Source organism: Enterobacter quasiroggenkampii, from assembly GCF_043972695.1.
GTDB lineage: Bacteria > Pseudomonadota > Gammaproteobacteria > Enterobacterales > Enterobacteriaceae > Enterobacter > Enterobacter quasiroggenkampii.
Genome location: NZ_CP143745.1, coordinates 1,573,614 through 1,594,861, shown reverse-complemented (window position 1 = coordinate 1,594,861; position 21,248 = coordinate 1,573,614). Strand labels below are relative to the sequence as shown.

Here is a 21,248-nt window from a genome sequence, read left to right as displayed (position 1 = left end):
AAAAAACAAAAAACCACGGGGCCTTAAGCCCCGTGGTTAAACAGTTTGTTGCCGTTGATTAATGGGCGTTCGATGCGACCTGACGCCCTGCGGCACGGTCCCAGATAATCGCCAGAACCAGCGCAACAACGGTAGGCATCAGCCAGGCCAGACCCTGCTCGGACAGCGGCAGACGCTGTGTCCAGGCTGGCAGAACTTCCGCGAACGCTGATGCTTTAATCCCGTCAAGGATACCAAAAATCAGGCTGATAAACATGGCTGGCGCAATAATTCGTGAGGAGTTGTTCCACCACGGGCGGGTGAAGCTCAGCACCACCAGCACGATGCACGGCGGATAAATCGCCGTCAGTACCGGAATAGAGACCTGAATCAGGTGGCTCAGACCGAGGTTGGACACCGCCATGGAGAAGATACCAAGGATAAACACCAGGGTACGGTAAGAGAGCGGCAGATACTGCGCAAAGAACTCAGCACAGGCGCAGGTGAGGCCAACCGCGGTAACCAGACAGGCCAGGAAGATGAGCGCCGCCAGCAGCATACTGCCCGCACCACCGAAGGTGTGCTGAACGTAGGCGTGCAGGATAGCCGCACCGTTGGCGTTCTGATCGACCAGCATGGCGCTATCGGAGCCCAGACGGAACAGCGCCAGATACAGCAGCGTCAGCCCTACGCCAGCCATCAGACCGGCCCAGATGGTATAGCGGGTCAGCAGACGCGCTTCGGTCACACCGCGGGAACGCGCGGCGTTAACGATAACGATACCAAACACCATCGCGCCCAGCGTATCCATCGTCAGGTAGCCGTTCACGAAGCCGTTAGAAAACGCGGCGTTTTTGTAGGCGTCCATCGCGTCGCTAATCGGGCCGGCGGGCCAGACGATGGCCGCTACCGCCAGGACAATCAGCGCCACAATTTTCAGCGGAGCCAGGAAGTTACCCACGGTATCCAACAGCTTGCCAGGATAGAGGGAAACCAGAATCACGATAGCGAAGTAGATCAGGCTGTAGATGAACAGCGGCATCGCGCCGTCACCGGTCAGGGGAGCAATCCCCACTTCGAAGGAAACGGTCGCGGTACGCGGGGTGGCAAACAGCGGCCCCACGGCCAGATAGCAGACGGTTGCCAGCAGAACGCCTGCCACTTTGCCGATCGGGGAGCTGAGGCTATCCACACCGCCGCCGACTTTCGCCAGCGCGATGACGGTCAGCACCGGCAGCCCCACGGCAGTAATCAGGAAACCAAACGCGGCGGTCCAGACGTGTTCACCCGCCTGTAAGCCAACCATTGGAGGGAAAATGATGTTGCCTGCGCCAACGAACAGCGCAAATGTCATAAAGCCCAGCGCGATGATGTCACGCGATTTTAAGTGATGGGTCATAAAACCTTACTGCCTGTGGATGTGGTGTTGAAAACATTGAGATTTTCGATATCCCTGACGGGACGATACAGCCGAAAATTTGCTCAATTTCAGCGGGAAATGCTCCCGTCCTGGCGTGGAGAAGAATAGTTTTTCGATTTACCACGCAAATACAGTCGGTCTGACAGTATCTGGGGCGCAATTTAAACGCTTATAACGTTTAAAGGCAAGGTGGGATCGTAAAACCAGAACAATATGCCAGCATGAAAATACGCACCAGCACAATACGCTGTTTATAAGAAAAACCCATGGCTAATCATGCGAACAAAAAACAGCCAGCCGTATAAAATTCATCCGCGTTTCGCTTGACTGCAAAGCAAACGGGCCAGCGATGGCTGACCCGTGGAAAGGTAAAATGACACGCCCGCCGTCAGGCGATCTTTTTGGCAATTAATCGTTCCGGGATAACGAAGCTGAAGCGGGTTCCTTTGCCCAGGGTACTCTGAATATCGAGACGGCTTTCATGGTGGTTGACTGCGTGTTTCACAATCGCCAGCCCGAGGCCGCTTCCGCCCGTCTGCCGCGATCGCGCTTTATCCACACGGTAGAAGCGCTCGGTCAGACGCGGAATATGCTCCGGCGCAATCCCCGGCCCGTTGTCCTCCACGCTAAACTCGGCCCCCGTTGGGGTATGGTGCCAGCGCACCACGATATCCGTCCCCTCCGGCGTATGATTCACCGCGTTATACACCAGGTTGGAAATGGCGCTGCGCAGCTCATCTTCGCTGCCCAGCACCTTCAGCGTGTTGTCGACGTCAAAGGTCAGGTGGTGCTTTTTGTGGCTTAACGTCTGCGCTTCACGCTCCACGACCCGCAGCATCATCGGGACATCAATGGTGTCATTCAGCGCGAGCGTTGGCGCCGCTTCAATCTTCGAGAGCGTCAGCAGCTGCTTAACCAGGCCTTCCATCCGGTGCGTTTGCTCGCGCATGGTGTGCAGCGCTTTTTCACGCGGCGCACCTTCCAGCGTTTGCTCCTGCATCATCTCCAGGTAGCCCTGCAGCACGGTCAACGGGGTTCGCAGTTCGTGGCTGACGTTGGCGAAGAAGTTACGACGCGCCCCTTCCAACTGGTGCATCTGGGTGACATCGCGCGCCACCATCAGCCACTGCTTATCGCTGTAGGGCATCACGCGGATCTCAAGATGGCGACCATTATTGAGCTTGAGATTGTGCGGACGGGAGAAATCACGCTTTTTCAGGTACAGCGTGAACTCGGGATAACGCAGAAGGTTGAGGATATTCTGTCCATTGTCATCCGGCCAGCGCAGGCCCAGCAGCTGCTGCGCCAGGCCGTTACACCAGAAGATCGTCCCTTCTTCGGTCGTCAGAATCACGGCATCCGGCAGCGATTCTGCACCGCTGCGAAAACGCTTAATCAGGCTTCCCAGCTCGCGGCGGCGCTTTTTATTACGCATCTGCATCTGATGCAGACCGTACAGCAGCGGCTCCCAGCTGCCGCTTCCCGGCGGCGGCGTCATGCTTCGGTCAACCCACAGCCACCAGGAGAGGCGCAGCAGGTTCCAGAAATGCCAGATGAGCAGCCCGGTGACCGACGCCAGCAGAAACCACGGCAGGTGTCCAAGAAAGGCCCCCAGAATGAAGGCCGGAATACAGCATAAGATCAGTTCAAAGACGAGCCTTTTCCATGACAGACGTTCCAGCACGCGTCACACTCCTGTCATTGTTCAGAAACGGGTAGAAAAACGATAACCCGTGCCGCGGACCGTCTGCACCATGCGATCGTGGCCGCTCAGTTCCAGTGCTTTTCGCAGGCGGCGGATATGTACGTCAACCGTCCGGTCTTCGACATACACGTTAGTTCCCCAGACGTTATTCAGCAACTGCTCGCGGCTGTACACGCGTTCCGGGTGGGTCATAAAGAAGTGCAGGAGTTTAAATTCGGTAGGCCCCATGTCGAGGGGATTTTCACCGGTCATCACGCGGTGAGACGTCGGATCAAGGCTCAGCCCCTGCATTTCGATCACCTCTTCCACCGCCATCGGCGAAATACGGCGCATTACGGCTTTAATGCGGGCCACCAGCTCTTTGGGGGAGAACGGTTTGGTAATGTAATCGTCCGCGCCGGTCTCCAGACCGCGCACACGATCCTCTTCTTCTCCGCGCGCCGTGAGCATCACAACCGGTATATCGCGGGTCAGCGCTTCACGCTTCAGGTGTTTGATAAACTGCAGTCCGGAGCCGCCGGGCAGCATCCAGTCCAGCAGAATCAGATCGGGCCAGGGTTCATTCAGCTGGTTCACTGCACTGTCATAATCTTCTGCTTCAACCGGCTGGAAGCCATTTTGTTCGAGCACGAAGCACACCATTTCACGAATTGGAGCTTCATCTTCTACGACCAGAATACGTCTCGCCATACTTTGCCCTGTCTTATCTTATTTACGTTACAAGTTTGTAATTCGGCGCCATTATGCGTCAGATTTATGACAGATTTATGAAAAACAGTACCACGTTAACGGGCAAACCGTTGTTTTATTACAGCGGTTATTTTCCCTTCTCTGAACGTTTATAATCCTGCTTTCTCTTTTTTGCCACGGATCAGCTATGCGCATACTTCACACCTCGGACTGGCATCTGGGTCAAAATTTTTACAGCAAAAGCCGTGCGGCTGAACATGAAGCGTTCCTGGGCTGGCTGCTGGAAACGGCCCGGACGCACGAGGTGGACGCGATTATTGTGGCGGGAGACATCTTTGATACCGGCTCGCCGCCGAGCTATGCGCGCGAGTTGTATAACCGCTTCGTGGTGAATCTGCAGCAAACCGGCTGTCATCTGGTGATCGTCGCCGGCAACCATGATTCCGTCGCAACGCTGAATGAATCCCGCGACATCCTGGCGTTTCTCAATACCACCGTCGTCGCCAGCGCCGGGCACGCCCCGCAGATCCTGAAAAAGCGCGACGGGTCGCCGGGGGCGGTGCTGTGTCCGATACCGTTTTTACGTCCGCGCGACATCGTGCAAAGCCAGGCGGGGCTGTCGGGCGCGGAAAAGCAGCAACATTTGTTGCAGGCCATCACCGACTATTACCACCAGCAGCACGCCGAAGCCTGTGCCCTGCGCGGTGACCAGTCGATTCCGGTGATTGCGACCGGGCACCTCACCACCGTCGGGGCCAGTAAAAGTGACGCCGTGCGTGACATCTATATCGGCACGCTGGATGCCTTTCCGGCGCAGCACTTCCCGCCCGCCGACTACATTGCGCTCGGGCACATTCACCGGGCGCAGATCGTCGGCGGCTGCGAGCACATCCGCTACTGCGGCTCGCCCCTTTCGCTCAGCTTTGACGAAACGGGCAAAGCCAAATCCGTACATCTGGTGACCTTCTCCGACGGAAAACTCAGCGCCGTCGACACGCTGGAGGTGCCCGTTACTCAACCGCTGGCCGTGCTGAAAGGCGATCTCAATGCCATCACCGCACAACTGGAGCAGTGGCGCGGCGTCGAGCAAGATCCCCCCATCTGGCTGGACATCGAAATCACCACCGACGACTACCTGCACGATATGCAGCGAAAAATCCAGGCGCTGACCGAAGATTTGCCGGTTGAGGTCTTGCTGGTGCGCCGCAGCCGCGAGCAGCGCGAGAAAATCCTGTTAAGCGCTCAACGCGAAACGCTCAGTGAACTGGGGGTCGAAGAGGTGTTTGAACGCAGACTCTCGCAGGAGGAAATCGACGAGGCGAAGCGCGCAAGGCTCAGCGAACTGTTCAGCCATACCCTGCATGCGCTCAATGATGAGGAAGAAAACGCGTGAAAATTTTGAGCCTGCGACTGAAAAATCTTAACTCCCTCAAGGGCGAGTGGAAAATTGATTTTACCGCTGAGCCGTTTGCCAGCAACGGGCTGTTTGCCATCACCGGCGCGACCGGGGCAGGTAAAACCACCCTGCTCGACGCCATCTGTCTGGCGCTTTATCACGAAACGCCGCGACTGCAGAAGGTCTCCCAGGCGCAAAACGACCTGATGACGCGCGACACCGCCGAGTGTCTGGCGGAAGTGGAGTTCGAGGTAAAAGGCACCGCCTATCGCGCCTTCTGGAGCCAAAACCGGGCGCGCAACCAGCCGGACGGGAACCTGCAGGCGCCGCGCGTGGAGCTGGCGCGCTGCGAAGATGGCAAAATCCTGGCCGACAAAGTGACGGATAAGCTGGAGCAAACCGCCGCGCTCACCGGGCTGGACTACGGGCGCTTTACCCGCTCCATGCTGCTTTCTCAGGGGCAGTTTGCTGCCTTTCTCAACGCCAAACCGAGCGATCGCGCCGAGCTGCTGGAAGAGCTGACCGGCACCGAAATCTACGGTCAGATTTCCGCCATGGTGTTTGAGAAACACAAAGCCGCCCGCATCGTGCTTGAAAAGTGCGAGGCGCAGGCGGCGGGCGTCGTGCTGTTGAGCGAAGAACAACAGCAGCAGTTACAGCAAAGTTTGCAGGCACTTACTGACGAAGAGAAAACCCTGCTGGAACAGCAGCAAAACCAACAGAAAGATTTTCAGTGGCTTACGCGCCATGATGAGCTCGTGCGCGAGCAACAGCGCGTCACCGCGATGCAGCAGCAGGCGCAACAGGCGCTGACGGACGCTGCGCCTGAACTGGCAAAACTGCAGCTTGCTCTCCCCGCCGCCCAGCTTCGGCCGCTTTGGGATCATCAGCAGGAGCAAACCGCGCGCCTGACGCAAACCCAGCAGCGAATTATCGAAGTAAATACTCGCTTACAGGCCAGAACCGCGCTGCGTTCACGTATCCGCAATACCGCCCTGCGTGACCACGAGCAGCGACAGGCCGAACTGTCGGCGCTGGCGCAGTGGCTGGCGGAGCACGAGCGCTATCGTCTGTTAGGCCAGGAGATTGCAGGCTGGCGTGCCCAGTTCTCGCAGCTTAACCGCGATAAAACGCAGTTAGCCTCGCTTGCTGCGCGGATAGGTGAATTACGCAACAGGCTGGCAGCGATGCCGGAAAATGCGCTGACGCTGACGGCGGATGAGGTCAGCGCGGCCATGGAGCAGCAGTCCCGGTTACGCACGCTGCGCCAGCAGCTGACGTCGCTGCATGCCCGCTATCAGCCGCTGCAAAAGCGCCTGCGCCAGAGCAGTGAAAGCGTGCAGAAGGCGCAGGCTGAACAAAGTAAGCTTAATGAAACGCTGACGCTGCGCCGCCAGCAGTACAAAGAGAAAAACCAGCATTATCTCGATCTAAAAGCCCTGTGCGAAACCGAAGCAACGATTAAGAAGCTGGAGCATTACCGTTCCCAGCTTGAGGCAGGCAAACCCTGTCCGCTGTGCGGTTCCTGCGAACATCCGGCCGTTGAGCAATATCAGTCGCTTGAGCTGACGGATAACCAGCGCCGCCGTGATGCCCTGGAAAAAGAGGTCGCCGCCCTTAGAGAGGAAGGCCTGCTGGTGCTGGGACAGGTCAATGCCCTGACTCAGCAGATCCAGCGCGAGACAGACGACGCGCAGACGCTTTCTCAGGAAGAGCAAGCGCTCACTAAAGAGTGGGTGGCGGCCTGCACGTCTCTGAACATTACCTTGAATATTCAGGACGATATTGCGCCATGGCTGAACGAACAGGAACATTACGAGCGCCAGCTTTATCAGCTCAGCCAGCGGCTGACTCTGCAGAACCAGCTGAGCGAACAGGAAGCGCAGGAGCGGCAGTATCAGCAGCAACTGGCGGCCACGCGGCAGGCGCTGGAGCATGCCCTGCTCGCGCTCTCACTTAACGCACCTGAAGAGAGTCAGGAAGCCGCCTGGCTTCAGGCCCGTGAAGCTGAATTCGCGCAGTGGCAGGAGAAACAAACGCAGCACGGCGTGCTTCAGGAACGTATAAACGCCCTGAAGCCACTGCTCGACGCGCTTCCGGCAACGAACAGCGAAGACGCCGAACCGGTTATTCCTGATAACTGGCGCGCCATCCACGACGAATGCGTGTCGCTGCAAAGCCAGCTGAGCGCGCAACAGCAGCAGGAAGCGCTGGAGCGAGAGCGCCTGCAGCAGTCGCAGACGCAGTTCACCGCGGCGCTCTCGGCGAGCTGCTTTACCGACCAGGACGCGTTTCTTGCCGCCCTGCTGGATGACGATGCTATTCGCCACCTTGAACAGCTGAAACAGTCGCTGGAAAACCAGATACAGCAGGCCGCGGCGCTGTGCGGGCAAGCGAACCAACAGCTACAGTCACATCTGGCGCAGAGGCCGCAAGGGCTCGACGCCGATGTACCCACGCTGCAAAGCCAGCTGCAGCAGCTGGCGCAACAGCTGCGCGAGAACACCACGCATCAGGGCGAGATCCGTCAGCAGCTTAAGCAGGACAGCGATAACCGGCAGCACCAGCTGGCGTTGATGCAGCAAATTGAAGAGGCCGCGCGCCAGGCGGATGACTGGGGGTACCTGAACGCGCTGATCGGCTCCAGCACCGGCGACAAGTTCCGTAAGTTCGCCCAGGGGCTGACGCTGGACAATCTTGTCTGGCTTGCTAACCAGCAGCTTAACCGTCTGCACGGGCGTTATTTATTGCAGCGTAAGGCCAGCGACGCGCTGGAGCTGGAAGTGGTGGATACGTGGCAGGCGGATGCAGTCCGCGATACCCGCACCCTCTCCGGCGGCGAGAGCTTCCTGGTCAGCCTGGCGCTGGCGCTGGCGCTTTCCGATCTGGTGAGTCATAAAACGCGGATCGATTCGCTGTTCCTGGATGAAGGGTTCGGCACGCTCGACAGTGAGACGCTGGATACCGCGCTGGATGCGCTCGACACGCTGAACACCACCGGGAAAACCATCGGCGTGATCAGCCACGTAGAGGCGATGAAAGAGCGTATTCCGGTGCAGATCAAAGTGAAGAAGATTAACGGGCTGGGGTATAGCAAGCTGGATAAGGTATTTGCGGTGGAATGAATGGGGGGAGCGTGCGGTCTGATGCCCTCACCCTGACCCTCTCCCACAGGGAGAGGGAATAAACGTTTATTCTGGCCACAGCCACGCCGCGCCGCGCACGCCGCTGGAGTCCCCGTGCAGCGCTTTGCGGATCGGGGTTTCACACTCGCCGCCGAAGACCCACTGCTTCACCAGGTTCGGCACCGTGGCGTACAGCCGATCGACGTTGCTCATGCCGCCGCCGAGCACTATCACGTCAGGATCGAGAATATTCACCACGTGGGCCAGCGATTTCGCCAGCCGCATTTCGTAGCGGCTAAGCGCCAGCTCCGCCACCGGGTCCTGCGCTTCGACCAGACGCATGATCTCGTTACCCTTGAGCGGCTGGCCGCTCAGGCGATGGTAGTCGGTCGCAAAACCGGTACCGGAGATAAACGTCTCAATACATCCCTGTTTTCCGCAGTAGCACGGGACTTCAGTGCGGTATTTGAGTTCGTCTTCATCCATCCACGGCAGCGGGTTGTGTCCCCACTCACCCGCCGTGCCGTTACCGCCGATATGGGCACGCCCGCCAAACGCCACGCCCGCGCCGCAGCCGGTACCGATGATCACCGCAAACACGGTCTGGGCACCGGCCGCCGCGCCGTCGATGGCCTCAGAGACGGCGAGGCAGTTGGCATCGTTGGCCAGACGCACTTCCCGGTTCAGGCGCGCGCTTAAATCTTTATCAAACGGCTGACCGTTGAGCCAGGTGGAGTTCGCATTTTTAACCACGCCGGTATACGGCGAGATCGACCCCGGGATCCCCATCCCGACGCTGCCGGTTTGTCCTGTGGCCTGCTCGGCCATCTCAACCAGCCTGGCAATGGTCTCGATCGTCTGGTGATAATCATCGCGCGGCGTAGGCAGACGGTGGCGGAACAGCTGTTCCCCCTGCTCGCTCAGTGCGATAACTTCTGTTTTGGTGCCGCCCAAATCAATGCCAATACGCACAAGACTCTCCTCATTATTTTGATTATCAACAGAGTAGAAGCACGCATCCCGATTAGCAATGCAAGCGATGCGACAATTCGTTATCATGCCCGCTGATTTAACGACAAGGCCGTGGAAATTATCATGCTGTGGTTCAAAAATTTGATGGTTTACCGTCTCAGCCGCGACGTTTCGCTGCGTGCAGAAGAGATGGAAAAACAGTTAGCCGCTTATACCTTTTCCCCTTGCGGTAGCCAGGATATGGCAAAAACCGGTTGGGTTCCGCCAATGGGTTCACAAAGCGATGCATTGACCCACGCCAGCAGCACGGGTCAAATCATCGTCTGCGCCCGTAAAGAAGAGAAGATTCTGCCCACGCCGGTGGTTAAGCAGGCGCTCGAGGCGAAAATTTTCAAGCTGGAAGCCGAGCAGGGCCGCAAGCTGAAAAAGACCGAAAAAGATTCGCTGAAAGACGAAGTGCTGCACTCTCTGCTGCCGCGCGCCTTCAGCCGCTTCAGCCAGACCATGATGTGGATCGACACCGTTAACGGGCTGATCATGGTGGACTGCGCCAGCGCCAAGAAAGCAGAAGATACGCTGGCCCTGCTGCGTAAGAGCATCGGCTCGTTACCGGTCGTTCCGCTGGCGCTGGAAACGCCAATTGAGTTAACGCTGACCGAATGGGTACGCAGCGGTGCTGCGGCACAGGGCTTCCAGATCCTTGATGAAGCCGAGCTGAAAGCCCTGCTGGAAGATGGCGGCGTGATCCGCGCGAAGAAGCAGGATCTGGTCAGCGACGAGATCGCCGTACACATTGAAGCGGGTAAAGTGGTCACCAAGCTGGCGCTCGACTGGCAGCAGCGCATCCAGTTCGTGATGTGCGACGACGGCTCCGTGAAGCGTCTGAAGTTCTGCGACGAGCTGCGCGATCAGAACGAAGATATCGACCGGGAAGATTACGCCCAGCGTTTTGACGCGGACTTCATCCTGATGACCGGCGAGCTGGCCGCGTTGATTCAGAATCTGGTGGAAGGTCTCGGCGGCGAAGCGCAGAGATAACGGGTAAAACGTAGGCCGGGTAAGCGTTAGCGCCACCCGGCTAATTTTTTATTTCAGGTAGCGGCACAGATAAGAGGTAGGCTCAGCCACCTGCAAATGAAATTCGCTGTGGCCAGGGACGTTGAAAACTTGCCCGGCAGCGTAAACTTTCCATTCCGTTTCACCCGGCAGCAGGACGTTCAGCGCGCCGCTGACCACCGTCATCTCTTCCGCTTCCGCCGTGCCAAAGGTGTATTCCCCTTCCGCCATTACGCCAACGCTGGCGCGGCCAGTGCTGCTGCTGGTAAAACCAATGGATTTCACTTTACCGGAAAAGTATTCGTTACTCTGAAGCATGAACTGGCCCTTATATTTTTAGATAAAAATTCACTATAGGGGCCATGCTCATCACCTGTCACGCAAAATCGTTACATGAGCAGTTCCGAGGCCAGGCGAGCCATCAGAACGTTGGATAACAGCACCGGCACATCCAGCGCTTTTTGCAGCAAATCACGATGATGCTGGTGGAACCCCAGACAGTCCAGAATCAGGACATCGGCCCCTCTTTCCAGCAGTTCCTTCCCGGCAGCAATGAGTTTGGCCTCACTGTCCCAGAACGGATTGGCCAGCGCGTACAAGGGCACTTTTTCCAGCACATGCCATTTTGCCTCCTGGTTATCCATGAGCTCCTCAATGGGGACAATCACCCCCACCTGATGACCATCCACGATGGAGGCCACCAGCGGCGGAATGATGCGCATCGGTTCCAGCAGAATCGCATTGCGCGCCATAAGCCCCTTAATGGGGGCCGTGCTCATCAGCAAAATAACGTCATAACCTTGATTATCGAGCACTTCTATTACGCCCTGCAGCGAGCGCTCGATTTTCTGGCGTGAAACATGCGCCAGTTTACCGTCACTTAATAACGTCGCCAGGGGATCCTCCCCCGCCTCGACAGCGTAGTCCTCCATGACCTCTTCCCGACTCATCTTCCCAAGCAGGCTCAGATGCGTTATCTGTTGTTCAGATACATGCTCGGTTAAGAGCGGTAACACTTCGCTTACAGGGACCACACCAATGGTGAGGATCGCCAACGTTGCCTTCATCTTTGTCGCCTTCCATTACTCCAACATCGTGCACACAGGTACAGGCTCACTACGCTGCACAGTTCATTTTTTCAACAAAACAGCACCAAGCGTAGCAGGTGATCCCGACATCGAAATGTAAAGATCGCCTGCCGATACCAGAGTTACTTGTAATAACTAAATATTAACTCCTGCTTAACTTTCACGATGAGTAAAAAGTGTGATTCAGGCACGATCCTGGAGCGTTTAGGAAAACATTCAGGTTATGTCGGGATCTTCGTAGCGCCGTTTCGCATCCAGCGCTTCCTGTTCAGTCTCGTGTTCACTGATCAGCGAGTCCGGTTTTGGGTGATCGGCACGCAGTTGATACCAGGTCACGGTATGACCCGTATGGCCTTTTTCAACGGTAACAATGCGCGCTTCACGCGGATAGGGAGGTCTGGTTGGCATAGCTCATCCTTTTTTTATGTCTGAGCTATAAGTATAGACGCCGCTTAGCTGGCACAAGCCAAACGCAGGGCGGTAATAATCTGAATCACAACGTCTTCGGGAGAGGCTGACGCATCCACCACGTGGTGAGCCGCTTCGCGGTATAACGCATCGCGTTCCGCCAGCACTTCACTCACCTCTTCGTTCAGCGGCCTGGAGGTTAGCGCAGGGCGTTGCCCCTCTTCCGGAAAGGCTTCCAGACGCCCAACCAGGGCCGACACCGGCGCACTGAGGTAAATCACAATCCCTTTTTCGCGCATAAACTGACGATTACACTCCGCCAGAACAATGCCACCCCCGGTCGCAATCACCGCAGACGGGGTGGTGACCGCTTTCAGCGTGGCCGTTTCGCGCGCGCGAAAGCTTTCCCATCCCTCTTGTTCAACAATCTCAGCGATGGTTTTTCCAGCCTCGGTTTGCAGCCAGTGGTCGGTATCCACAAACTGGCGATGACACACGCGTGCCAGCTCCAGGCCAACGGTGGTTTTCCCACAGCCGCGGGGGCCAACTAAAAAGATGGGTTGGGTCATAGCCAGGTGTTCCCCTTGATGCCGGATGGCTGAAGAGTGTAAAGAAATAATTGCAGAAGATGTTGCGATTACTTTACTGCAAAGCGGTACGGGATGACAACCCTGTGGAGGCCACACTGTACCACAAATTGACAATAATTATCATTACGCTGTACGGCGCTTCACTTCCAGCAGCCATTTATCCAGTTCGGCAGCAAACTGCTGGCGATCGCGCTGTGACAGGCTATCCGGCCCACCGGTCTGCACGCCGCTGGCCCGCATCGTATCCATAAAATCGCGCATAGTGAGCTTCTCGCGAATGGTCGACGGCGAGTATCGCTCTCCGCGCGGATTGAGCGCCGCCGCCCCTTTCTCCAGCACTTCGGCAGCCAACGGAATATCCGCCGTGATCACCAGATCCTCCGCGCTGCACAGGCGGACAATTTCGTTATCCGCTACGTCAAACCCGGCCGGCACGCGTAAAGAGCGGATGAAGCGCGAAGGCGGTACGCGAATATTCTGGTTCGCCACCAGCGTCAGCGGCATCTGAACGCGCTCGGCGGCACGAAATAAAATCTCTTTAATCACATTCGGACACGCGTCCGCATCAACCCAAATCGCCATATTGTCTCCCCATAATAACTCTGCCGACTATTGTCGCCTGCATTTCGTTGTTAAGCTATCAATCAGAGAAAACAACGCATAATGACGGAGAATCGTGATGGACAAGAAAATCGGGTTTATCGGCTGCGGTAACATGGGCAAAGCCATCCTGGGCGGTCTGATCGCCAGCGGGCAGGTGTTGCCGGGTCAGATTTGGGTCTATACCCCGTCACCGGACAAGGTCGCCGCGTTGCGCGATCAGTACGGGATCAACGCCGCCGAAAGCGCGCAGGAAGTGGCCCAGGTCGCCGATATCGTCTTTGGCGCCGTCAAGCCGAACATCATGATCAAAGTGCTGAGCGACATCACCTCCAGCCTGAATAAAGAGACGCTGGTGGTGTCGATTGCCGCGGGCGTCACGCTCGATCAGCTGGCGCGCGCGCTGGGCCACGACCGCAAAATCGTCCGTGCGATGCCAAACACCCCTTCACTGGTCAACGCCGGCATGACCTCCGTCACGCCTAACGCCCTGGTGACCTCAGAAGACGTGGCGGATGTACTGAACATTTTCCGCTGCTTCGGTGAAGCAGAAGTGATTGCCGAATCGATGATCCATCCGGTAGTCGGCGTCAGTGGTTCTGCGCCTGCGTATGTCTTCATGTTTTTAGAAGCGATGGCCGATGCCGCCGTGCTTGGCGGAATGCCGCGCGCCCAGGCGTATAAGTTCGCCGCGCAGGCCGTCATGGGCTCAGCCAAAATGGTGCTGGAGACCGGCAAACACCCGGGTGAGCTGAAAGATATGGTGTGCTCCCCTGGCGGTACCACCATCGAAGCAGTGCGGGTGCTGGAAGAGCGCGGATTCCGCTCGGCCGTCATTGAGGCCATGACAAAATGCATGGAAAAATCAGAGAAGCTGAGTAAATCCTGATCGTTTCAGTCGGGCGTCAGGCGGCCACTTCGGTACGGCTGCGCCCGGCATTTTTCGCTCTGTACAGCGCCACGTCAGCCGCCTTTAGCCATTCCCGATAATGTCCAAATTGCGGTCCCCAGGGGGCAACGCCTACGCTGATGCGCAGCGCCTCTTTTGGCGCGCACGGTAGCGACAGCGTTTCCAGCCGCTCATGCACCCGGGACATCACGGCGATCGCGCTTTCCGCCGCGGTCTGCGACATAATCACCGCAAACTCATCCCCGCCAAACCGGCCGATGGCATCACCTGACCGCACCGACATCTGGAGCTGGCGCGTGATGGCAATGATCGCCTCATCCCCCACGGCGTGCCCCCAGGTATCGTTGATATTTTTAAAGTGGTCGATATCAATCAGCAAAATCGTGGCGGTGCAGTGGTCACGGCGGCAATGCTCAAATTCATTTCGCAGCAGCATTTCCCAGTGGCGTCGATTAAAGACCCCTGTCATGCCGTCGCGTGTGCTCATCATTTCCAGCCGCTGCTTGTGCTCAGCAAGCCTGACGGCGGTGCGGTGGCTGAGCCAGGCAAACAGCATGGGATAAAGCACCAGCACCGGCAGCGTTAAGCCCCACTCCACCGGGTCGGGGTTAAAGACGGCCACGCGGCCGACAAGCGGCAGCGTCACCAGCGCGGAGAGCAGGGTCAACAGGATCCCCGGAATAAACAGACGACAGCCCCCGGAGCCCATCATGTTCATCCCTACCATCATCACCAGCGCCGCCGTGGGTAACGCGCTCATCCCCATCACGCCGATCCAGAGCCCGGCAATGATGGCATCGATCTTAAGATTGAATACTTCCTGCTGATGAGGTGACGCGGCCCGGCAGGATAACTGCCAGGCGAAATGGGGCCAGACGAACGCCCAACCGACCAGTAAAAGCCACCAGCCGCCGGGTAAAAAATGGGTGACCAGCATTCCTGCAACCGGGAAAAACATCGCTGCCAGCCCCACGGCGCGCGCCAGCCGAACCCGCCGGGCAAACTGAATGCCGGCGCGGTGAGGGTCATCCTGAGAAAGGGTTAAATTCCACTCTTCCCGAATGCGCTTTTTGTTGTAATACGTTTCATCATTCATCATTTTTGGGAATATTCTGAAACATTTTCCCAAATTATAGAGAGGGGGTCTGCGGGGAAAGTATGAAATTTCGGGTGAGCCGCCGGAGCCGCTCACCCGTTAGAACTACACTTTTTTCTTCAGGCAGGCACTCATGAACTTGCTGCGGTCATCCCCTTTCAGAGACTGTTCGGTGGCCTTGGCATTACACTCGCGCATCTTTTGCTGCTGAGGCGTCAGGCTTTTTTCAGCTGGCTTCGAGGCGCCGTTTTTGAGGCAGTCGCTCATGTAGGTCTTGCGAGCATCGCCCTTCAGACTCTGAGACGTCGCCTGCTGATTACAGGTGGTCATACGCTGCTGCTGCGGCGTTAACGTTTTCTCTTCCGCGTTCGCCGAGGCGACCAGGAACAGGCCGGAGAGCAGAGTAACCAGTAATGTTGTTTTCATTGCACCATCCTTTTGTGAACATTCCCTGTAAGTCTGGTTCGTGACAGGAAAAAAACCACCCGGCAGATGTGATTTCCACCGGGATTTTTATCATTTCAGACCCAGCGCCGCCTTCATGGTGTAGAACAGATCCGTTTGATCCGTCAGGCCTACCACGTTAGCCGCGTGCGGGCCGTAGGCGGCAATGCGCAGCTGGGTGCCCGTGTGCTCCATGGACTCTTCTTCAGAGTTACCGTAGCTCATCACCATGACGGCACCATCTTTGGTGTTCAGCGCCTGCGTCAAGCCAGGGGCTTTGGTATCTGGCGGAATGATCTGGCTGGCGTGCGCGTGGTCCGCGGTGACGATCACCAGGGTGTTACCGTCTTTTTTCGCGAACGCGAGCGCCTTCTGCACCGCTTCGTCCAGATCGACGGTTTCGCCAATCTGACCGCACGGATTCGCCGCATGATCCTGCTTATCGATTGACGCGCCTTCTACCTGCAGGAAGAACCCTTTTTCGCTCTTGCTCAGCAGAGAGATCGCTTTATCGGTCATCGCCGCCAGCGTTGGTACGCTGTCCGTGCGTTTCGGGTTTGGCGTACAGGTCACCGCAGGCTTATCGATATTGCCGTGATACGAGGCTTTTGGACCTTCCCAGCGCACGGGCATGTTGCCGTCGGAGAACAGCCCCAGCAGCGGCTTGTCCTGGTTCGCCTCGCTTATCGCCGCCAGAGCATTTGCGTCACTCACCAACTGATAGCCACGAGCCTGCGCCTGCTCGCGCAGCGTTTTGCCCTGCCATTCGCCCGCCGTCGCGGTTTCCGCGAAGGTTTTCGCGCCGCCGCCCAGCGTCACGTCAGGACGTGCGTTCAGCAGTTGTTCCGTAATCGAGCCTTTGCCGCCTTTTTCCAGGGCATTTGTAGGGCATTTTTCGCTGGTCACTGACGGGCCGTAGCACTTACGCGAGGTCACGTGTGCCACCAGCGCCGCAGGCGTCGCATCCTGAAGTTCAGCGGTGGAGACGTTGCCGGTCGCCAGGCCCGCCGCTTTTGCCATCTCCAGAAGGGTTTGATGATCGTGTTCGTGAATATCCACGCCCAGCGCACCATTATAGGTTTTCACGCCGGTGGACCACGCCGTGGCAGAGGCCGCGGAATCCGTTACGTAATCCGGTTTACCGGTTTTTTTATCCAGCGCGTAGTGGGTATATTGTCCGGTCAGCGGTAAGGCATCGATACCTTTAAAAAAGCCACCCGCTCCCTCGGCATAATTTCGCGCCGCCGTGATTTCGGAATCGCCCATTCCATCGCCAATCAGCAGAATAATATTTTTTGCCGGTTTCTCATTCAGCGAAGCGCGAATAGCGGCCGTTTGATCTTCTGATAAACGGCGCGCGCCGCCAGGCTGGGTGATATCCCCTTTTGCCGCACGATTATCCAGCACGCTGGTTTGCGTCGTATCTGCATAAATGGCAGGGGTAATTAACAGGGGAAGTAATGCAATGAAAAGTGCGCTCTGTTTCAATTTATTTTCTCCATGTACAAATACATAAAAATAAAAACAGAGCGACTATAGGCATCCTGCATGACAATTCTATGACACGTCGTTACGTCCTGTGACGGTTTAGCTGCGCGGATGCCTTAACAGCTTCTTTACGTACTGGTGAAGCATCTCCGCATCCTCAACCGGTACTTGCGATTCAGGCCTGACGCTCTCCAGCGCGCCTTCCACGCTCTCAATCAACGCCTGCTGATCGGTTTTCGCCATTTGTCGCAGCAACGCGGTGACCACAATCTCAAGCGCTTCGACCTGAGCCACCAGCTCTTTTGACTCTTCTTCCTTTTGTGCCAGCTTGACCAGCAATTCAGCAATGAGGTTTTTCATCGTGCCAGTTCCTTTTCAGTTTTGTCTGACGTTATCACTCTGAATCCCTATTGCAAAGAGAAGAAATTAATTATGGTATGCAAAAGTGACACAGGAACGAAAATAAAGAGGTAGCGCCGTGAGCGAAACGTTTTTCTAAAAAAAGACGCCGCATTTTGTTATATAAAAATGCGGCTACCATAAGAATATATAATACATCTACTAAAGTGTTATCTCACCGATTTGGCCTCCGCCATTTGTCGGCGGCGTCGCAGCGCAATAGCCAGCTGGATAATATTGATTAAAACAACAATCGCTGTCGCCGCAAATACCCAACGAAAACCGGCCATTGCGGAAACGGATGCGCCAATAAGCGGACCGGCAACATTCCCCAGATACATAAATGACTGGTTATATCCAAAAATTCGCCCCGTCACCTGGTCGCTGGAATATTTGACCAGCAGGGTCTGTACCGCAGGCAACATGGCGCCGTCAGCAAAGCCGAGCAGAAATCGCAATATGCCAAGCTGAAGCGGAGAAGTGACAAACGACATCGCGAAGAAGAGCACCACCGCAAAGATCAGCGTCGCCATCAGGATGCGCGCCGTGCCGATCCTGTCCCCCAGTTTACCCAGACGCGGCGCGGAAATCAGGGCGGATACGCCCGGCACGGCGGCAATCATGCCGCTCAGAAAAGCGATATTCGTGCTCTCCGGCTCCATCGACTTGATAAACAGCGCCAGAATCGGACCGACCGAACCGTTGCAGAGCTGGATGACCATGGTGGTCACAAACAGGCTAATCATCAGCCCCGGATAAGGCAGCGAGGCAAAAACGGCCTTGCCGCTGAGGCGTTCAGCTTTACTGATAACCGGGCGGCCCCCTTCTTTGATCAGAAAGAGCGTGACCAGAAAACTGACCACCAGCAGGATCGCGGTGATAATAAATACCGCGCGCAGCCCGACGTGGTCCGCCAGAAAGCCCCCCAACAGCGGCCCGCCGATGACGCCGCTGATCTGTGCCGTGGAGAGCGTACTCAGCGCCCAGCCGCTACGCTCGCGCGGCACCTGAGAGGCGACCAGCGCCATGGCGTTTGGAATATACCCGGACGTCAACCCCATCACCGCCCGCAGGAAAAACAGCTGCCAGACGTTGGTGGCGAAGGCCTGCAGCAGAATAGCAATCGCCATCCCGAGCGAGGCGCGCAGCAGCATCAGTTTACGGCCTTTTCGATCTGCCAGGCTGCCCCACATCGGTGACACAATGGCGGAGACCAGAAACGTGACGCTGAACGTCAGACCGGACCACATGGAAAGCGCTTCATGCGAGGTCACCCCCAGCTGCGACACGTACAGCGGCAGGAACGGTAAAATCTGGCTGATGGCCAGCCCGGTAAAGAAGCAACCGAACCAGACCGAGATAAGATTAACTTTCCAGGATTCCATAACGAAATAGTCTTCATTTTTAGGCGAATTCGCCGACAGATTAGCAAGTTACGCGTGTCAACGTCGCACCAGAGATGCGGCCCGACAGACTTTGGTGTTTTATCTTCCCAGTCATCATATTTGTGAAATAAGTCACAATTCATCCATTTTCTGGCGGAATATTATGCTTCACCGGCAGAGGCCAAAACCGCGCATTCCCAGATGAAAATGGTTAGCATGCGCCGCGTTATACTCCGGTCCCAGGCCGTTCCCGTAGTAGCCACAGCTCGCCGCCAGCATGGCCTTCAGCCAAGGCTGCGTTGTTGTCGCCTTCCAGCCATTCAGCACCGTGACGCGTTCACCGTTCGCCAGACGAAAAGCGGCAATATCCAGCGCCTCCGCCGTGGCATGTTCACTGCGGCGCGCGTCAGGGCGGTTATAAATATTGCGGCAGGCAAAGCTGCCAAGGTGGTCGATACGCGCGAGCTCGCTGCCCGTATAGCGTTTTGTCAGCGGCCGGGCCTGCTGGCTGATAAAGAGGGCTGAGCTGAGCGCCAGCGGGCAGCTGGCAAGAAAGCTGCTGTTCAGGCCGACAGGGCCGAAGTCACGCACGCGCACGACGTTGTTAAGGGGACACGCGCCGCCGCTGTCCGCTACCGGCTGGGTGCGGATGAGATCGCGTTGGTTAGCCTGTAACAGCAGGCTCGCGCACGCCTCGGGAGTTAAACGCCGAAGCTTATACTGAGTGATTCGGCCTGGCGGATCGTCAAGCGTCAGCGGCGTGAAAGGGTTGTAGTAAGTCGGCAACCAGCGGTAACCCAGCGTTGCGATGGTCAAAATGATAAATCCGGTCAGCAGCGTTTTTCCTCTCACTCTCCCCCCTCAACATTCCCCAAAACATTATGGCAGAAGGCCGCGAAACCCGCCGGGCATCGTGGTATGTTATTGGCTTTTCGTCAGACTGGAAGAGAGTGAGATGGCTAAGCAGCGCGTAGGTATTGTCTTTGGGGGAAAATCAGCGGAGCACGAAGTGTCATTGCAATCGGCTAAAAATATCGTTGATGCGATCGATAAAAGCCGTTTCGACGTGGTGCTGCTGGGCATTGATAAACAGGGCCAGTGGCACGTTAACGATGCCAGCCAGTATCTGCTCAATGCTCACGATCCGGCACACATCGCCCTGAATCCTTCAGAAGTGAGCGTCGCCACCGTACCCGGCGTCGTGAAGGGGCAGCTTATCGACGCCGGCAATGCGCAGGCTCTCGCCCAGATCGACGTCGTCTTCCCTATCGTTCACGGTACCCTGGGGGAAGATGGTTCCCTGCAGGGAATGCTGCGCATGGCCAACCTGCCGTTCGTCGGCTCGGATGTCCTCGGCTCTGCCGCCTGCATGGACAAAGACGTGACCAAACGCCTGCTGCGCGATGCCGGGCTGAATATTGCCCCGTTCGTTACGCTCACCCGCGCCAACCGCGACAAACACACCTTCGCGCAAATTAGCGGAGAGCTGGGTCTGCCGCTGTTTGTGAAGCCTGCAAACCAGGGCTCCTCCGTGGGCGTCAGCAAAGTGACCAGCGAAGCTGAATTCACGCAAGCTGTCCGCCTGGCGTTTGAGTTCGACCATAAAGTGGTGGTTGAGCAGGGCATCAAAGGCCGTGAAATTGAGTGCGCCGTGCTGGGCAACGATTTTCCACAGGCGAGCACCTGCGGCGAAGTGGTCTTAAACAGCGACTTCTACTCGTACGACACCAAATACATTGATGATAAAGGCGCGCAGGTTGTCGTGCCTGCGGATCTCGATCCGGCGGTTAACGATAAGATCCGGGCGATCGCCATTCGCGCTTATCAGACGCTCGGCTGCTGCGGCATGGCGCGCGTGGATGTGTTCCTGACGGCGAAAAACGAGGTGGTGATCAATGAAATTAACACGCTGCCGGGGTTCACTAACATCAGCATGTATCCGAAGCTGTGGCAGGCGAGCGGCCTGAGCTACCCAGAATTGATCACCCGCCTGATCGAACTCGCGCTGGAGCGTCACGCCGCCGACAGCGCGCTTAAAAGTTCCGTAAACGGTTAATCGGCGCCCTTCGCCGACTCTGCCTCATCCGCTGTCGTCTCTTCAGGACGACGGCGGATAATCAACCCCGCCAGCCAGAAACTGATAACCCAGGTCACCAGCCCGACGGCATAGGTTTGCCAGCCTTTTGCTTCAAACCCCAGCAGACCCACGACACCGTTAAGAATAAAGATCAGCCCGATAGCGAAGGCGTAGTAGTGCCAGTCACGGCGTAGTTTGGACGTGAGCTTCATAACAACTCCGGCAGGAAAAAAAGACATCCTCTCACAGTTTTACGACCAGGTCTGTGGCAGATACGGAAATTCTGAAACGCGACGCAATTTCACTTAAGTTAATAAATTGTGACGTGCTGCAGAAATCAACAATCCAGGAGGATTCCGTCGCGTAAATTACCACGATTCTGATATTGACAAATGCGATGACCTGTCAAACTCACCCTGT

21 protein-coding genes are annotated in these 21,248 nt (G+C 56.8%); 5 read left to right on the top strand and 16 right to left on the bottom strand.

What is annotated here, in order from left to right; all coding sequences use genetic code 11:
* Positions 1-58 precede the first annotated feature (58 nt).
* The 3 genes from brnQ to phoB form a co-directional block, all read right to left on the bottom strand.
* Positions 59-1,378: a branched-chain amino acid transporter carrier protein BrnQ gene (gene brnQ, locus V1572_RS07580; protein WP_045909798.1), complete on the bottom strand. Its 1,320-nt coding sequence runs from the start codon at positions 1,376-1,378 to the stop codon at positions 59-61.
* Between the two features lie 409 nt (positions 1,379-1,787).
* Positions 1,788-3,083 (bottom strand): phosphate regulon sensor histidine kinase PhoR, encoded by a 1,296-nt coding sequence (gene phoR, locus V1572_RS07575; protein WP_063620941.1) that lies wholly within the window; start codon positions 3,081-3,083, stop codon positions 1,788-1,790.
* 21 nt (positions 3,084-3,104) lie between these two features.
* Positions 3,105-3,794: a phosphate response regulator transcription factor PhoB gene (gene phoB, locus V1572_RS07570; protein ID WP_008503265.1), complete on the bottom strand. Its 690-nt coding sequence runs from the start codon at positions 3,792-3,794 to the stop codon at positions 3,105-3,107.
* A 187-nt stretch (positions 3,795-3,981) separates the two neighbouring features.
* Here phoB and sbcD point away from each other — a divergent pair, with 187 nt between their 5' ends.
* Positions 3,982-5,187: an exonuclease subunit SbcD gene (gene sbcD, locus V1572_RS07565; RefSeq protein WP_047745440.1), complete on the top strand. Its 1,206-nt coding sequence runs from the start codon at positions 3,982-3,984 to the stop codon at positions 5,185-5,187.
* Positions 5,184-8,315, top strand: a complete 3,132-nt coding sequence (gene sbcC / locus V1572_RS07560; protein ID WP_395299837.1) for an exonuclease subunit SbcC — start codon at positions 5,184-5,186, stop codon at positions 8,313-8,315. Before sbcD ends, sbcC begins: the two co-directional genes overlap by 4 nt.
* Before the next feature lie 66 nt (positions 8,316-8,381).
* Here the strand turns inward: sbcC and mak are convergent, their stop codons facing one another.
* The gene (gene mak, locus V1572_RS07555) at positions 8,382-9,287 is read right to left on the bottom strand and encodes a fructokinase (protein WP_048225853.1); all 906 of its coding nucleotides are present in this window, start codon (positions 9,285-9,287) and stop codon (positions 8,382-8,384) included.
* 123 nt (positions 9,288-9,410) lie between these two features.
* Between mak and rdgC the strand changes: the two genes are divergently transcribed.
* The gene (gene rdgC / locus V1572_RS07550) at positions 9,411-10,325 is read left to right on the top strand and encodes a recombination-associated protein RdgC (protein ID WP_023310540.1); all 915 of its coding nucleotides are present in this window, start codon (positions 9,411-9,413) and stop codon (positions 10,323-10,325) included.
* 48 nt (positions 10,326-10,373) lie between these two features.
* On the opposite strand, the gene ppnP is transcribed toward rdgC, so the two are convergent.
* The 5 genes from ppnP to V1572_RS07525 all read right to left on the bottom strand — a co-directional run bounded on the left by ppnP (position 10,374) and on the right by V1572_RS07525 (position 13,011).
* Positions 10,374-10,661 carry a pyrimidine/purine nucleoside phosphorylase gene (gene ppnP, locus V1572_RS07545; RefSeq protein ID WP_008503270.1) on the bottom strand — a complete coding sequence of 96 codons (288 nt, stop codon included), beginning with the start codon at positions 10,659-10,661 and terminating at the stop codon, positions 10,374-10,376.
* Between the two features lie 71 nt (positions 10,662-10,732).
* Positions 10,733-11,410 (bottom strand): AroM family protein, encoded by a 678-nt coding sequence (locus tag V1572_RS07540; protein WP_045909804.1) that lies wholly within the window; start codon positions 11,408-11,410, stop codon positions 10,733-10,735.
* Positions 11,411-11,647: 237 nt separating this feature from the next.
* Positions 11,648-11,839: a protein YaiA gene (gene yaiA, locus V1572_RS07535; protein WP_023334675.1), complete on the bottom strand. Its 192-nt coding sequence runs from the start codon at positions 11,837-11,839 to the stop codon at positions 11,648-11,650.
* Between the two features lie 44 nt (positions 11,840-11,883).
* Complete coding sequence (aroL, locus tag V1572_RS07530; RefSeq protein ID WP_045909805.1) at positions 11,884-12,408, bottom strand: shikimate kinase AroL; 525 nt, start codon at positions 12,406-12,408, stop codon at positions 11,884-11,886.
* 144 nt (positions 12,409-12,552) lie between these two features.
* The gene (locus V1572_RS07525; protein ID WP_010428006.1) at positions 12,553-13,011 is read right to left on the bottom strand and encodes a YaiI/YqxD family protein; all 459 of its coding nucleotides are present in this window, start codon (positions 13,009-13,011) and stop codon (positions 12,553-12,555) included.
* A gap of 97 nt (positions 13,012-13,108) precedes the next feature.
* On the opposite strand from V1572_RS07525, the gene proC reads away from it, so the two are divergent.
* Positions 13,109-13,918: a pyrroline-5-carboxylate reductase gene (proC, locus tag V1572_RS07520; RefSeq protein WP_032656527.1), complete on the top strand. Its 810-nt coding sequence runs from the start codon at positions 13,109-13,111 to the stop codon at positions 13,916-13,918.
* A 16-nt stretch (positions 13,919-13,934) separates the two neighbouring features.
* On the opposite strand, the gene adrA is transcribed toward proC, so the two are convergent.
* From adrA to V1572_RS07490, 6 genes are all read right to left on the bottom strand, one after another.
* Positions 13,935-15,038 carry a diguanylate cyclase AdrA gene (adrA, locus tag V1572_RS07515; RefSeq protein WP_045909806.1) on the bottom strand — a complete coding sequence of 368 codons (1,104 nt, stop codon included), beginning with the start codon at positions 15,036-15,038 and terminating at the stop codon, positions 13,935-13,937.
* A 102-nt stretch (positions 15,039-15,140) separates the two neighbouring features.
* Positions 15,141-15,461, bottom strand: coding sequence for a phosphate starvation-inducible protein PsiF (psiF, locus tag V1572_RS07510; RefSeq protein WP_008503278.1), 321 nt, complete (start codon positions 15,459-15,461; stop codon positions 15,141-15,143).
* 90 nt (positions 15,462-15,551) lie between these two features.
* Positions 15,552-16,967: an alkaline phosphatase gene (gene phoA / locus V1572_RS07505; protein ID WP_045909807.1), complete on the bottom strand. Its 1,416-nt coding sequence runs from the start codon at positions 16,965-16,967 to the stop codon at positions 15,552-15,554.
* A 99-nt stretch (positions 16,968-17,066) separates the two neighbouring features.
* Complete coding sequence (iraP, locus tag V1572_RS07500; protein ID WP_023293178.1) at positions 17,067-17,327, bottom strand: anti-adapter protein IraP; 261 nt, start codon at positions 17,325-17,327, stop codon at positions 17,067-17,069.
* A 209-nt stretch (positions 17,328-17,536) separates the two neighbouring features.
* Positions 17,537-18,751, bottom strand: coding sequence for a multidrug efflux MFS transporter (locus tag V1572_RS07495; protein ID WP_045909808.1), 1,215 nt, complete (start codon positions 18,749-18,751; stop codon positions 17,537-17,539).
* Between the two features lie 168 nt (positions 18,752-18,919).
* Entirely contained in the window at positions 18,920-19,603 is a 684-nt protein-coding gene (locus tag V1572_RS07490; RefSeq protein WP_045909809.1) for an extensin family protein, read from the bottom strand.
* 103 nt (positions 19,604-19,706) lie between these two features.
* On the opposite strand from V1572_RS07490, the gene ddlA reads away from it, so the two are divergent.
* Positions 19,707-20,807: a D-alanine--D-alanine ligase gene (gene ddlA, locus V1572_RS07485; RefSeq protein ID WP_045909810.1), complete on the top strand. Its 1,101-nt coding sequence runs from the start codon at positions 19,707-19,709 to the stop codon at positions 20,805-20,807.
* Here ddlA and V1572_RS07480 read toward each other — a convergent pair.
* Positions 20,804-21,040 (bottom strand): DUF2754 domain-containing protein, encoded by a 237-nt coding sequence (locus V1572_RS07480; protein ID WP_032656524.1) that lies wholly within the window; start codon positions 21,038-21,040, stop codon positions 20,804-20,806. The two genes, ddlA and V1572_RS07480, sit on opposite strands and share 4 nt — an antisense overlap.
* Positions 21,041-21,248 lie beyond the last annotated feature (208 nt).

Excerpts from the sequence above, each read along its gene's own strand:
- brnQ (WP_045909798.1), bottom strand. The coding sequence starts at position 1,378 with ATGACCCATCACTTAAAATCGCGTGACATCATCGCGCTGGGCTTTATG.
- phoB (WP_008503265.1), bottom strand. The coding sequence starts at position 3,794 with ATGGCGAGACGTATTCTGGTCGTAGAAGATGAAGCTCCAATTCGTGAA.
- sbcD (WP_047745440.1), top strand. The coding sequence starts at position 3,982 with ATGCGCATACTTCACACCTCGGACTGGCATCTGGGTCAAAATTTTTAC.
- rdgC (WP_023310540.1), top strand. The coding sequence starts at position 9,411 with ATGCTGTGGTTCAAAAATTTGATGGTTTACCGTCTCAGCCGCGACGTT.
- ppnP (WP_008503270.1), bottom strand. The coding sequence starts at position 10,661 with ATGCTTCAGAGTAACGAATACTTTTCCGGTAAAGTGAAATCCATTGGT.
- V1572_RS07540 (WP_045909804.1), bottom strand. The coding sequence starts at position 11,410 with ATGAAGGCAACGTTGGCGATCCTCACCATTGGTGTGGTCCCTGTAAGC.
- yaiA (WP_023334675.1), bottom strand. The coding sequence starts at position 11,839 with ATGCCAACCAGACCTCCCTATCCGCGTGAAGCGCGCATTGTTACCGTT.
- aroL (WP_045909805.1), bottom strand. The coding sequence starts at position 12,408 with ATGACCCAACCCATCTTTTTAGTTGGCCCCCGCGGCTGTGGGAAAACC.
- V1572_RS07525 (WP_010428006.1), bottom strand. The coding sequence starts at position 13,011 with ATGGCGATTTGGGTTGATGCGGACGCGTGTCCGAATGTGATTAAAGAG.
- proC (WP_032656527.1), top strand. The coding sequence starts at position 13,109 with ATGGACAAGAAAATCGGGTTTATCGGCTGCGGTAACATGGGCAAAGCC.
- adrA (WP_045909806.1), bottom strand. The coding sequence starts at position 15,038 with ATGATGAATGATGAAACGTATTACAACAAAAAGCGCATTCGGGAAGAG.
- psiF (WP_008503278.1), bottom strand. The coding sequence starts at position 15,461 with ATGAAAACAACATTACTGGTTACTCTGCTCTCCGGCCTGTTCCTGGTC.
- iraP (WP_023293178.1), bottom strand. The coding sequence starts at position 17,327 with ATGAAAAACCTCATTGCTGAATTGCTGGTCAAGCTGGCACAAAAGGAA.
- V1572_RS07495 (WP_045909808.1), bottom strand. The coding sequence starts at position 18,751 with ATGGAATCCTGGAAAGTTAATCTTATCTCGGTCTGGTTCGGTTGCTTC.
- ddlA (WP_045909810.1), top strand. The coding sequence starts at position 19,707 with ATGGCTAAGCAGCGCGTAGGTATTGTCTTTGGGGGAAAATCAGCGGAG.
- V1572_RS07480 (WP_032656524.1), bottom strand. The coding sequence starts at position 21,040 with ATGAAGCTCACGTCCAAACTACGCCGTGACTGGCACTACTACGCCTTC.